Annotated in this window: 12 protein-coding genes; 8 read left to right on the top strand and 4 right to left on the bottom strand. The window is 62.1% G+C overall.

The features are described 5' to 3' along the window. The first annotated feature begins 33 nt into the window (after positions 1 to 33). From FFM53_RS30835 to FFM53_RS30820, 4 genes are all read left to right on the top strand, one after another. Entirely contained in the window at positions 34 to 177 is a 144-nt protein-coding gene (locus tag FFM53_RS30835; RefSeq protein WP_171598191.1) for a hypothetical protein, read from the top strand. Between the two features lie 13 nt (positions 178 to 190). After that, positions 191 to 1,453, top strand: a complete 1,263-nt coding sequence (locus FFM53_RS30830) for a YcaO-like family protein (RefSeq protein WP_138389840.1) — start codon at positions 191 to 193, stop codon at positions 1,451 to 1,453. After that, the gene (locus FFM53_RS30825) at positions 1,450 to 2,193 is read left to right on the top strand and encodes a TfuA-like protein (protein WP_138389841.1); all 744 of its coding nucleotides are present in this window, start codon (positions 1,450 to 1,452) and stop codon (positions 2,191 to 2,193) included. Before FFM53_RS30830 ends, FFM53_RS30825 begins: the two co-directional genes overlap by 4 nt. A gap of 66 nt (positions 2,194 to 2,259) precedes the next feature. Then, on the top strand, positions 2,260 to 2,526 hold the full coding sequence (locus FFM53_RS30820) for a hypothetical protein (RefSeq protein WP_138331511.1): 267 nt from the start codon (positions 2,260 to 2,262) through the stop codon (positions 2,524 to 2,526). Between the two features lie 81 nt (positions 2,527 to 2,607). On the opposite strand, the gene FFM53_RS30815 is transcribed toward FFM53_RS30820, so the two are convergent. The 3 genes from FFM53_RS30815 to FFM53_RS30805 all read right to left on the bottom strand — a co-directional run bounded on the left by FFM53_RS30815 (position 2,608) and on the right by FFM53_RS30805 (position 4,909). After that, the gene (locus FFM53_RS30815) at positions 2,608 to 3,012 is read right to left on the bottom strand and encodes a helix-turn-helix domain-containing protein (protein ID WP_025397650.1); all 405 of its coding nucleotides are present in this window, start codon (positions 3,010 to 3,012) and stop codon (positions 2,608 to 2,610) included. Positions 3,013 to 3,214: 202 nt separating this feature from the next. Continuing rightward, positions 3,215 to 4,051 carry an amidohydrolase family protein gene (locus tag FFM53_RS30810; protein ID WP_138389842.1) on the bottom strand — a complete coding sequence of 279 codons (837 nt, stop codon included), beginning with the start codon at positions 4,049 to 4,051 and terminating at the stop codon, positions 3,215 to 3,217. A gap of 72 nt (positions 4,052 to 4,123) precedes the next feature. Next, positions 4,124 to 4,909, bottom strand: coding sequence for an IclR family transcriptional regulator (locus FFM53_RS30805; RefSeq protein WP_138389843.1), 786 nt, complete (start codon positions 4,907 to 4,909; stop codon positions 4,124 to 4,126). 416 nt (positions 4,910 to 5,325) lie between these two features. Here FFM53_RS30805 and FFM53_RS30800 point away from each other — a divergent pair, with 416 nt between their 5' ends. The 4 genes from FFM53_RS30800 to FFM53_RS36640 all read left to right on the top strand — a co-directional run bounded on the left by FFM53_RS30800 (position 5,326) and on the right by FFM53_RS36640 (position 10,909). Next, entirely contained in the window at positions 5,326 to 6,060 is a 735-nt protein-coding gene (locus FFM53_RS30800) for an SDR family oxidoreductase (RefSeq protein WP_138389844.1), read from the top strand. Positions 6,061 to 6,138: 78 nt separating this feature from the next. Further along, the gene (locus FFM53_RS30795; protein ID WP_138389845.1) at positions 6,139 to 7,416 is read left to right on the top strand and encodes an L-fuconate dehydratase; all 1,278 of its coding nucleotides are present in this window, start codon (positions 6,139 to 6,141) and stop codon (positions 7,414 to 7,416) included. A 223-nt stretch (positions 7,417 to 7,639) separates the two neighbouring features. Further along, entirely contained in the window at positions 7,640 to 10,219 is a 2,580-nt protein-coding gene (locus FFM53_RS30790) for a caspase family protein (RefSeq protein ID WP_138389846.1), read from the top strand. A gap of 24 nt (positions 10,220 to 10,243) precedes the next feature. Further along, positions 10,244 to 10,909: a tail fiber domain-containing protein gene (locus FFM53_RS36640; protein ID WP_246413342.1), complete on the top strand. Its 666-nt coding sequence runs from the start codon at positions 10,244 to 10,246 to the stop codon at positions 10,907 to 10,909. Positions 10,910 to 11,204: 295 nt separating this feature from the next. Here FFM53_RS36640 and FFM53_RS30780 read toward each other — a convergent pair whose 3' ends face one another. After that, on the bottom strand, positions 11,205 to 12,815 hold the full coding sequence (locus FFM53_RS30780; protein ID WP_138389848.1) for an NHL repeat-containing protein: 1,611 nt from the start codon (positions 12,813 to 12,815) through the stop codon (positions 11,205 to 11,207). Between the last annotated feature and the right edge of the window lie 135 nt (positions 12,816 to 12,950).

Here is a 12,950-nt window from a genome sequence, read left to right as displayed (position 1 = left end):
GCAAGGCGCTGCCTAACCAATCGGAGATGAAACATGAAGACGAATGCTGACACCACCGCAGCTCAGACACAGTCACTGCGCTTCTCTGCAGCCGCCAAGGCAGCCATGAAGCAGGACGAGCTCACCGTTTCCGCCAATGCGCTCGAGAGCCTGACACATGCGCTGAGGTTCCGCTAAGGAACAAATCGGTATGTCTGCTTTCACCGACCTTGAAGCGCTTGCCGGTGACCTCGAACGATCATCGGCCGGCGTCAGCGACTATCATGACCGCGCCGTCACGCCGGCTCAGACATTGGCGGCCATCAGGCCGCATATGCGCGAATTCGGCATTACGCGCGTCGGTCTGCTGACCGCACTCGACGTTGTGAACATCCCCGTCGCCTTCGCAACGAGGCCGAACAGCCATACGCTGTCGGTCTTTCAGGGCAAGGGTATCGACAACGATGCCGCCATGGCCTCGGCGGCGATGGAAGCAGTCGAGACGCGGATCGCCGAAATTGCCCCCACCGACCTGACGCAGGCGACGGTCGAGAGCATGCGGGCGGAGCGTGCCGCGATGATCGATCTCGACAATGTCGCACGCTGCGCGCCCGACGAAATCGGCAGAGGTCCCATTCCCTGGTGCTCCGGGCTCGACATTCTTTCCGGCAGCAGCGTCTTCGTGCCCTGGTGGCTCGTCGGTCTCGACCATCGCGGCGAGAGGCCGCCGGGCTTCGAGCAGTCGAGCGATGGGCTCGCCTCCGGCAACACGCCGTCCGAAGCGGTCCTGCATGGGCTTTGCGAGTTGGTGGAGCGCGACGCCTGGGCCTTGACCCAGCTGAAATCGCCCGAGCGCCTGAAGGAGAGCCGCATCGACCCCGCCTCCTTCGGCGATGCAGTCATCGACGTCATGACCGACCGGATTACCCGCGCCGGCATGAAACTGCTGTTGCTCGACATGACGACGGATATCGGCGTTCCCGCTTTTCTGGCCGTCATCATGCCAGGCAACCTTTCCGACCGTGTCGACGCGCGCTGGTCGCATGTCTGCGGTGGCTGCGGCTGCCATCCCGATCCCGTGCGCGCCGCGCTGCGCGCCATCACCGAAGCGGCGCAGAGCCGGCTGACCGCGATTGCCGGCAGCCGCGACGATTTTTCGCCGCGCATCTATCAGCGGCTCGACAGGAGTGCGGCGATGCAGCAGGTGGTCGAACTCTGCGAGGACAGCGGCCGGATGCGCTCGTTCCAGGCCCGCGATCGCCGCCCGGCGACGATCCAGGAAACCATCGGCCATATTGCCGACCGGCTGGCGGCGACCGGCATCGAGCAGATCGTCGTCGTGCCGTTTCCGCACCCGGCCCTGCCGGTTTCCGTCGTCAGGGTGGTCGTGCCGGGACTGGAGGTCGATATCTCAGGCCAATACATCCAGCTCGGCCTGCGCGCGGTCAACACTATGAGAGGAGCCGAATCATGAAGGTGCTGTTCGTCGGCCCGAGCCTTGGCAGCGATCTTGCCGCGGCAAGGGCCATGTCTCCTCGCATCAATTTCCGGCCGCCGGCCGCCGCCGGCGACATCCTGAAGGCCGTTCAGGACGGCGCCACCGCGATCGGTCTCGTCGACGGCTATTTCGGCGATCTGCCTTCGGTCTGGCACAAGGAAATACTTTACGCACTCGAACACGATGTCGCCGTTGCCGGCGGCGCCAGCATGGGGGCGTTGCGGGCAGCCGAATGCGAGCCCTTCGGCATGGTCGGGCTGGGCTCGATCTTCGAAGATTACGAGTCCGGACGGCTGCTCGACGACGAGGCCGTCGCGCTAGTGCATGCGCCGCAGGAGCTCGGCTGGCTGCCGCTTTCCGTTCCCTGGGTCGATTTCGAGCCGACCATCGATGCGCTTCACGCCAAAGGCGAGATTTCGCCCGGCGAGCGCAAGAAGCTGTTGCTGGCCGGCCGCTTCCTGCATTTCTCCGAGCGCACCTATGCGAAGGTGGCCGACGAGTGCCATTTCCGCAAGCCGCGCCGCGACCATATCCTCGCCGCCATCCGCGGCAGCCGTGTCGAGCGCAAGCGCAACGACGCGTTACTGGTGCTGGAATGGCTGCGCCGGGACAAATTCCGCCCTGTCAACCGTGACTGGCGCTTTGCTGCGACCTCGCACTGGGAGCTCCTGCACGCCGAAGTCACGCGCAACGCGGTTCCTGTAACGCTTGAATAACGGTCGCGGCGGAAGATGCAGTAATGATGGAATCGTAGGGTTCCACGACCAAAGAGGGCGGGAACGATGTTTGAACAACACAACGAAGGTACCGGCAGCGAATATGCAAGGATCTTCCGGCTGCTGTCGGCGGCCAAGGATGAGGCTGAAAAGCTTCAGCTGCGCAATCTGACGCATCTGACGAACATGGCGCTGCTGCAGGTCGTCATCGATTGGGACGGCATAGACCCCGACAGGGAGCTTGACGTCAATCTCGAGAAGCTGCTCGGCAGCAAAGCCAAGATCGCAATGAAGGATGCCAGCGAGAATCTGATCCTGATCGATCGCCATTGAGCCCGATCGATTGCTATTGATCTCGATCAACCGCCATTGATCCTCATGCGGTCCGTTCGGAGCGCGTGAAGGACAACCGGTCTATTCGGCCGCTTCAGTATCCAGCTGTCCGGTGTTGGCAATCGCCTGGACGAGCTTCAGGATCTTCTTGCGAAGCGCTTCGTTCTTGATCGAAAAGAACGCCGCATTGAGAAGCACGCCTTCGCGCGAAATAACGAATTCCTCGCTGGGAGCGGCGTTGTCGTTGGCCGTATCAGGGGTCGACAGATCGTCGAAAAACGTCCTGACATCGACCTTGAGCGCGCCGGCGATTTCGACCAGCATGCTGGCGGAAACGCGGTTGGAACCCTTTTCGTATTTCTGGATCTGCTGGAACGTTACGCCCACACGATCGCCCAGTTCCGTCTGAGAAACTTTCCTCAATAGACGCTGGATGCGGATCGTCTTTCCGACGTGAACATCGACGGAATGCGGTTCTTCTTTCATCTCATTTCCCTTCTGAAGGCAGCGGACAAGGGGTTATTCGCCATATCCGTGTCAACAACTTTTAGCCGAGATAAATAAGGCTAGCAATTGCTTGCATGTAGATAGAGTTAAACCCGAAAATCGGGCCCTTTTTGTCCCGGAATGGTACAAAAAACATGCCGAAATGGCACGTCCAGGAGACCGGTCGCTTTATTTTGTGACGTCAGAGCGACCAGAGGCGCTGTGCGTTAACGAAAAGCAACTTGGAACGCTCCGCCTCGCTCACGCCGGAAAGCATCGCATGGGTCGCCGCGACCCAGGTAGAGAGGCCGCCACCGAGCGTGCAGACCGGCCAGTCGCTGCCCCAGACGACGCGGTCCCAGCCGAAACTTGCGGTCACATGTTCGATATAGGGCTGCAGCGTTTGCGCCGTCCATGTCTTCGCATCGGTATAGGCGACAACGCCGGAAATCTTGCAGACGACGTTCGGCCGCCGGGCGATCTCCGATATGCCGGCCTTCCAGGGCTCAAAGGCATCCGAGCGGATATCCGGCACGCCGCAATGGTCGAGTACGAACTGCACGTCGGGCGCAAGATCGACGAGGGCGGTCACACGGTCCGCTTGATGCGGCAAGGTGCAAAGGTCGAAGGTCAGGCCGCTGCCGCTGATGCGCCTGATGTTTTCGCGAAACAGGGCGCCTTCGGAGACATCATCGGGCACGACATGCAGCACGCGGCGGAACCCCTTGACGAAGGGATCGGCCTTTTGCCGCTCGAGATAGGCGGCAAAGCCTTGCTCTTCCGGCCGGCAGGAGACAATGGCGCCGGCAATCAGACTGCCTTCCCGTTTGGCGATCCTGGCGACGTGATCGGTCTCGGCCTGCATGGCGGCGGGATCGACATCGACCTCCATATGCAGCACCGTGGTGATGCCGCAGCGCCGGGCCTCGGTCGCATAGGTCTCGTAGAGGAAATCATGATCGAGATCAGGCGCGCCGGAGAGCCAGGGATAGGGCAGCGCCGAGCGATCGATGATATGCAGATGGGTGTCGATGAACACGCTCTTCCTCCCAGAATGGTGTCGTGAAACTATCCCTGGTGAATGGATTATTCAAATAGAAATTCCCAGCCGTCAGCCGGAATTGACGACATCGGCGCCGGCAAGCAGCGAAAGCTGGGCCGCCGCCTTCTGCACCAGTGTGATCGCCTGAGTGATATCGGGAGCGGACGGCGCATTGACGAGTGCGATAAAGGGGCAGGTGAGGGCGGCAATGCAGCGGCGGTCCGGCCCGAGAACGGGAGCGGAGAGATTGTAGACGCCGGATGTCTGGGCGCTCGCCATCATCTCGTAGCCGCGCTCGCGGATCTGGTCGAGACGGTCGTAGAATTCGGGCCCGAGTTCGACGTCCGCGCGGCTGCGCACATGTTCGGAGACCATCATCTCCCGCTCCTCCTCGCTGCGGAAGGCCAGCAGCACGTGCCCAGACCCGGTGTCGAAGAGGCTGATATGGGCGCCGATGCGGATCGAAAACCCCCAATAGTCCGGCGCCTCCTGCTGGGCGATGACGACGGCAGCACCCCTATCGAAGACGGCAAGGTGATTGGCCTGGCGCGTGCGCTGGGCAAGATCGCGCATCAGCGGGGTGGCGTAAGAGGCGAGCCGGCGCACCGGCGCGTGCAGCTGCGCAAGGCCGAAGAGCTTCAGCGTCAACGAGTAGCGGTCGCCATCCAGCCGGGTGACGTAACCGCGGCGTACCAAGCGATCGAGCATGCGGTAGAATTCGTTGGGGCTGCGGTCGAGCCGCTTGGCGATTTCGGCCTGGGTGAGACCGCTGTCAACGCCGGCGAGCAGCTCCAGGATATCGAGGCCCTTGTCGAGGGCAGGAGCGCGGTAGCGGTCGGACTCGTCGGTCTCCATTCCTTCCCCCTGTGAATATCACCCTGCATATACGCAGAACCGCAGCCGGAAAAGGAAAACTTCGCACTTGACCCTTGGCCAATCGTCTGTTTGTCTATAAACAGACAAATCATCACTGAAGAACAGGGCGGCGACAGGGAGGAAGACCATGCAGCGCATGGGAATGGTCATCGGCCCTGGAGCCGGCGAAGGTCGACTAAAATGCAGCCGATCGGTGGGATCCGGCGCCGGCCCGCCTTTGCAACCGTGGCAACTCCTCCATTTAAGACAGAGAGCCGCGCGCATCTTGCCAGAACCCGGTCGAAACGCGCAAAGAGGGCGAATGGCGGACGAGGCGTTCCATCACGACCGAGCTTCGCCAAGACATCAACCGCACTCCATAGTCCAGCGTAGACATTCCAGAAAAGGCCCGTGATATGACAAACAGACTTTCCGGCAAGACCGTTCTCATTACCGCCGCCGGCCAGGGCATCGGCCGGGCGACGGCGGCAGCCTTCGCCGCAATCGGCGCCAAGGTTCACGCGACTGATATCAACACCGAGGCGCTGGCGACGCTTGCTGCGCAAACCGGCGTCTCCACCCATAAGCTGAACGTGCTCGAAGAGGATGCGGTCAAGGCTCTGGTCGCCGAGATCGGAGCCGTCGACGTGCTGTTCAACTGCGCCGGTTTCGTCCATGCCGGCTCAATCCTCGAGATGACGGATTCCGATCTCGAATTCGCTTTCGACCTCAACGTCAAGGCGATGATCCGCACCATCCGCGCCGTGCTGCCCGGCATGATCGAGCGCAAGGACGGGGCGATCATCAACATGGCCTCCGTCGCCTCCAGCATCAAGGGCGTGCCGAACCGCTTCGCCTATGGCGTCACCAAGGCGGCGGTGATCGGACTCACCAAAGCCGTCGCCGCCGATTACGTCGGTCAGGGCATCCGCTGCAACGCCATCTGCCCGGGCACGGTGGAAAGCCCGTCGCTGCAGGATCGCATGCGGGCGCAGGGCGATTACGATGCAGCGCGCGCTGCCTTCATCGCCCGCCAGCCGATGGGCCGGCTCGGCTCGCCGGAAGAGATCGCCGATCTCGCCGTCTATCTCGCCGGCGCGACCTACACGTCGGGCCAGGCGATCGCCATCGACGGTGGCTGGACAATCTGATTTCAGCGGATGCGGCCGGCCGGCCCGGCCGCTGCAATCGGCTCTCTATAATCGGCCCATATAATCGGGAGAAACACCATGACCCGCATCACCGACCTTCGTGTCTTTGATCTCCGCTTTCCCACGTCGCAAAGCCTGGATGGATCCGATGCGATGAACCCCGATCCGGATTATTCGGCGGCCTACGTCATTCTCGATACGGATGCGCCTGATCTTGCCGGCCACGGCCTGACCTTTACCATCGGCCGCGGCAACGACATTTGCTGCATGGCGATCGAAGCGATGCGCCACCTCGTCGTCGGCGCCGACCTCACTGAAGTTCTCGCCCATCCCGGCACATTCTGGCGGCACCTGACGAGCGACAGCCAGCTGCGCTGGATCGGCCCGGAAAAGGGCGCCATTCATCTGGCGACCGGCGCGGTCGTCAATGCCGTCTGGGATCTGCTCGCCAAACAGGCCGGCAAGCCCGTCTGGCGACTCGTGGCCGAAATGTCGCCGGAGGAGATCGCCGATATCGTCGATTACCGCTATCTCACCGACGTGCTGACGCGCGAGGAGGCGATCGAGATCCTGAAACGCGCCGAGGCGGGCAAGGCGGAACGCATCGCCATCCTCGAAAAGGAAGGCTATGCCTGCTACACGACCTCGGCCGGCTGGCTGGGCTACGGCGACGAAAAGCTGCGCCGCCTTTGCCAGGAAGCGATTGACGCCGGTTTCAACCATATCAAGATGAAGGTCGGCCGCGATCTCGAAGACGATATCCGCCGCCTCAGGATCGCCCGCGAGGTGATCGGCCCCGACCGCTACCTGATGATCGATGCCAACCAGGTCTGGGACGTCGGGCAGGCGATCGACTGGGTGAAGGCGCTTTCCTTCGCCAAGCCCTTCTTCATCGAGGAACCCACAAGCCCCGACGATGTCGCCGGCCACCGCAAGATCCGCCAGGCGATCGGCCCGGTGAAGGTCGCGACCGGCGAGATGTGCCAGAACCGCATCATGTTCAAGCAGTTCATCGCCGAGGGCGCGATCGACATCGTGCAGATCGATTCCTGCCGCATGGGTGGGCTGAACGAGGTTCTGGCCGTGCTCTTGATCGCCGCCAAGTTCGACCTGCCCGTCTGGCCGCATGCGGGCGGCGTCGGCCTCTGCGAATATGTGCAGCATCTGTCGATGATCGATTACGTCGCGGTGTCGGGGACCAAAGAAGGTCGCGTCATCGAATATGTCGATCACCTGCACGAACACTTCCTCGACCCCTGCCTGATCGAGAACGCCGCCTACATGCCGCCCACCCTGCCGGGCTTCTCCATCGAGATGAAACCGGCCTCGATCAGCAACTATACGTTTCTAGGCTAAGGAACCTTCACCGGCCGCATGTTAAATTCCTGATTTTTACAGTCTTTCTTGTCGACGACGGGCTTCCAATCTGACGGGACTGCTCCAATTCACTTGGAGGCGGCGAAGCTTGCTTTTTAGAGCGCCGAGGAATAGTTTTGAAATGTGAATGCGGAGGGGGCCCAGCACCAGCAGGCCAGCAAATTTTATTGAACTTAGACAATAGAATGTTTGCGATCGAGCCATGCCCAAGTTTCACTGCGTCAAGAGACTGTGCGCTTATCTGCTGATCATCGCAGCAATGCTGCTATCGATAGGCACGGTACATGCAGCCGTCACCGAGGAGAGCGGGCGCCGCGTCGCCCTGGTCATCGGCAACTCGGTCTACAAGACGCTGCCCTCGCTTCCCAATCCTGCCAATGATGTCGAAGAGGTCGCGACCACGTTGCGCGCGGCCGGTTTCGACGTGACGATCGGCGTCAATGTCGACCGCATCGGGCTCGAAGATACGGTGCGCCGCTTCCTGCGTTCGACCAGCAATGCCGAGGCCGGCCTCATCTACTATTCGGGCCATGGCATCCAGGTGGGCGGCCAGAATTTCATCGTGCCGGTCGATGCGACGCTGGAGACGCCCTATGACGTCGAGACGCAGACCATGCCGCTCGACCTCATCCTGAACCATCTCAAGCAGAATTCGCGGGTGCAGCTGATCTTCCTCGACGCCTGCCGCAACAATCCCTTCAATGCCCAGAAATTCTGGATGGCGGAAAAACTGGAGCCGGTCGGCGCCACACGCGGGCTTGCACGCATCGACAGCGATCTCGGCAGCCTCATCGCCTTTTCCACGGAACCCGGCCAGGTGGCGCTCGATGGCACCGGCGCGCTCAGCCCCTATTCCGAATCCTTCATCAAGCGCGCCAGCGAACCCAACAAGGAAATCCGCCAGGTCCTAACCGATGTGCGCCGCGACGTGATCGCCATGACCGACGGCAAGCAGGTCCCCTGGGAAAACTCCTCCCTGATGGACAGCTTCTATTTCATCCCGGCGCCGCCGCCGCCGAGCGTCGAACCGATGCAGCAGGTGAGCGTGCCGGAGGGTGCGGCCACGACCAAATTGCCGATCGCCCCGCCGCATGACGAGACCGGCTCGGCGCTGCTCGTCACCCTCAACCAGCTTCCCAAGACCGGCAAGCTCAGCTTGGACGGCAAGCCGGTCGAGCAGGGCGCGAAAATTCCGGCCGCGGCACTGACGGCGCTGACCTATGATTCATCGGGTGTTGCCGCCGGAACCGTCGGCCTGATCGGCTATACCGTGAGCGACCCTTACGGCCAGGCGACGCAAGGTGTGATCGCGATCACCGTCTCGGCGGATGCCGGCGCCAAGCTCGCCCAGCTCGAACAGGAAAAGCAGGTGCGGCTGGCCGATGCCGACGCCTATCTGAAGACGCTGCCGCGCGACGTGGACACGACGATCGGCGTCGGCCCTGTAGAAGCCAGCCTGCCGGTCGTGCCTGAAACGGCCGCGGAGATGACCTTCAAGGTCGCGGCCCTGCCCGACAAGGGCACGCTACGCGCCGGAGACCGGGTGATCGGGCTCGGTCACGTGCTTGAAGCTGCCGATATTCCGGCGCTTGCCTACGAGCCACAGATCGGCACTGAGAACCAGCCTTTCGCCCTGACGCTGCAGGCCGCCAACGACGACTTGCCGCCGGCCACCGTCACCTTCAAGCCGGCGCTCGATGCCTGCGATAGCGCGGCCGCAGCTCCGCTCGACCTGCAGGGCGTCACCGCGGGCAAGCTGCCGAATGAGATCGATCCAAGCGTGGCGGTGCCAGCCTGCACGGAGGCGATGAAGGCTTATCCCGAGGTCGCGCGCTTCGTCTATCAGCTCGGCCGCGCCCAGCTCGCCAACCGCGAGACGAAGACGGCCTTCGCGACGATCAAGAAGGCGATGGATGCCGGGCATGTCAGAGCGATCGACCAGCTTTCCAGCCTGTACATCGTCGGCGCGTCCGTACCAGCCAATCCTGCGAAAGCGAATGAAATCGTACAAGCAGGGGCCAAGAAGAACGACCCCTACGCCTTATACACTTACGGCAAAAGCCTCTTTTACGGGCGAGGAGTCAAGTCCGATACTCAGCAGGGCCTGAAGCTCATGTTGCAATCGGCAGACCTCGGACATACTTTTGCGATGAACGAGCTCGGCTACATCTTCCTTAATGGAGTCAATGTTCCCGCCGATCCGCAGCGCGGCATTCGCTTCTATGAGGCCGGCCTTGCACGTAATGACATCTATTCGATGAACAATCTCGCGCTGGTGTATCGGTCGGGAAAGGCCGTACCTCAGGATCTCGGCAAAGCGCTGGAGCTTTTTACCAAAGCAGCAGAAGGCGGCCAGCCTTTTGCCCCCACGAACCTCGGGCGCATGTACAGGGACGGCATCGGCGTTGACGCCGACAAAGCGGCCGCGGTGAAGTGGTTGGAGATGGGCGCGGAACGAGGCGATTATTGGGGCGCGCTTGATCGCGCCAGACTCGCAAAAGATGAGGTCGCGGATCCGGAGAACATGGTAATTGCGGCGCGTTATTTCGCGCTCGCAGCCGCCGTTAACAAGCCACGGATAGGTGACACTAAGAACCAGGCGCTGGCAGAACTCAAATTACTGCCAAGCGCGGCGAAGAAGGAGGCGGAAGAAGCCTTCAGCGCCGAGTTGACTGCTCAGGAACGAACGACCCTGCCAAAAACCAAATCGCTCGACGCGAGGCTCGTCGAGCTCGCCAGGGCGACATGGGTAAAGCGAAATCCAAGGTATGATCTCTTCTGAAACGGCGATCCGGGAGCGCCCTACATGACCAGCAAACTCATCATCCGCGTACTCATGTGCTCGACATTCATCGCCGGCTCCGGCGCCATCCTGCAGAGTTGCATCTTCGACCCGGGCGCAAGAACACTGTTCGCCAGCGAAGAACCGGCCAGGAGTGCCACGCCTGCGAGGAAGACCACGCCCACCGTCCGACGAGTGGCCACCAAGAGCAATGAACCGGCTTTTGCCCGCTCCGACAACGGTGCCGGTGGGAATTCCAGCTCCGGCTCCAGCTCTGGCGGCGGCATGGGCGGCGGCTCTGACTCTGGCAGCTCCGACAGCGGCGGCCCCGGTGGGGGATGGGACAGTTCGGATCGCCGCTTGAAGACGCAAATTCGTCGCATCGGCGCCTCGCCCTCCGGAATCCCAGTCTACGCATTCCGCTATGTCTGGGGCGGCCCGCTTTTTATCGGGACTATGGCTCAGGACCTGCTTTTGATCCGGCCTGATGCGGTCATACGGACTGCGTCCGGGTATTACATGGTGAATTATGCGGATCTCGACATCGATATGGTTTCTGTAGAAGAAGGTTTTTCGCTGGCTACGTCAGGAGCTGGCGCAGTAGCCGTGGCACTCTCTGTTAACGCTGCAAGCCGCCGCTCACGGACACAACTCGCATCTTCGGAAGGTTTCGTTTTGTCAGCAGTATGATCGAGAAGACGGTCGACTGGCCCATAAGATTCCTTTCGCAGGAACTCTTTTAGTTCTCACGTAGGGCCAGCGGCAACATGACGCTGTTTGAGCGCTCTATATCTGTAGCCTCGTCTATGTCCGGGCGGATAACGCTCTCGGGCCGAGATTTTTCAACCCCACACATGCGACACGTCAAGCCACTTCATCAAGCATCCGGCCTATCAGGATTACTGCAAGCGTCGCCATCAATGGGCTTCTGGCGATGGCGAAGCGGCGGCTGACATCAAGACCGGCGGCGTGAGCTTCCGACCGTTCAGCCGTCGAGCCCCTTGAAGCGCACCGGCTGGTAGCCGCGCATCAACAGGCTGCCGAGCGAATAGGTATTGCGGCAGACGCGGCCCTTGCAGGCATTCGGCGAGGCCTCCATCACCTCCACCTTCTTATCGGCCGTGAAGCGCATGAACAACAGCACATGCGAGCCCGGCTTGTTCAGCGCGTCGCCCGGCCGCATCGACCAGGGGTCTGAGAGGCGCTTGGTGATCCCGGGGATGGCGCGCGTCGAAACGTGCATCTTCAGGCCCCAGGCGTCGCTGACGAAACCGGAGCAGTCGACGCCGAGAATGTTGGATTGCGGCGCGCTCTTGGTGCAGACGTTGCCGGCGGTCTGGCCCTTTTCCACGCCGCCGACGAAATTCTCGAGCGGCGTCTTGCAGCCCCAGCAGTAGGGAACACCCTTGACCGTCTGGCCGCGCTTGCCGATCAGGTAGATCGGGCGGCGCAGCCGGTTCATGTTGACGCAGCCCGGGCCGGGATCCCTGCCATAGGCGGTTGGTGTCACCAGCCAGTTCATCGTCTCGAAGCCGATTGCCCGCTCGATGACGTCGCTGCGCGATTTCGGCACGATCGCCACCTTCGGCGTCTTGCCGGGCTTGCCGGCCGCCGGCTGCTTGGCCGGGCGGGCGACGGCAAGCTTGCGACCGGGCTCCCGGCCGTCGAGCCGCAGCACCTGCGCCCGACTTTCCTGCGAGCGCAGATAAAGTACGTCGCCGCGCGGACCGATCGCCACGAAGCGCCTGGAGAATACCGTGCCCGGTTCGATCGGCAGGTCGTAAACCCGGTCCATCGCCCCGTTCGGCGTGAAGCGCACCACCAGCATGCCGGTGCGCTCGGGCCGGTCGGCGGGCACAAGCTCGACCAGCGCATAGGGCCTCCCTGTCGTGTCGATGTCGAGAAGTTCGACGGTGCCGATCCGCCCTTCCGAGGCGAGCTGCAGCGAAAGGAAATTCTCCTCCGAGCTGCTGCGTCGCAGCAGGATCTCCGCCTTGTCGTTTGCGGCAGCCGAGACCTCGGCAACGATATCGCCGAGCCCGCGGCTCGGCACGTATTGAATGATCGGCGGGCGGGCCTCGGGCCGGCTGGTGCTGCGACCGATCTCGTCGATGATGCTGTTCAGCGGCCCCGGCGAGACCGAGCCCATGGAGGCGAAGACCGAGCGGGTGTAGTCGTCGGCATCACCGCCGCCGTCGACGGCGCGCAGCGTCTGCGATCGGCCGTCGGCATCGGTGGAGCGCTCGAGCGGCACGACGCCGTCGGACCAGAGGTAGAGTTCGTTGTGAACGACGGCGAGGTCCTCCGGCGTGGCATTTTCCGGCAGCGGCAGGATTTCGGGATCGGCCTGCGAGCGTTCGGCGTCGACCGCGAGCACGCGGCCGTTGTTCTGGTCGAGGATGTAGATGGTGCCGTCGTCGCCAACGGTGATCGCCGCCGGCCCGGATGCCTCCGCTTCCTCGTTGGAAGAGATGATGCCGACCGAGCGCGCGCCGTCGCCGCCGCGAAGCTCGATGATCGTCGTATCTTTGGCGAAAACCGGCGAGGCGACCGCAAGTGCCGCGGCAAACAAGATATGCGACCCAAAACTACGCATTGCCTCGACCCCCAAAAGACCGTCACGTCTTTCAAAAATGGTAGGCTAGATATGACTTCTCAGCAAGCCGTTGCTTTCCAAACGATTTGGAGATCTGCGCCGGCGATAGTACAAGATCATCGTCTCGAAGATTTA

The sequence above is a fragment of the Rhizobium indicum genome, from assembly GCF_005862305.2.
GTDB classification, from domain to species: domain Bacteria; phylum Pseudomonadota; class Alphaproteobacteria; order Rhizobiales; family Rhizobiaceae; genus Rhizobium; species Rhizobium indicum.
This window is presented reverse-complemented; position numbering and strand designations above follow the sequence as displayed.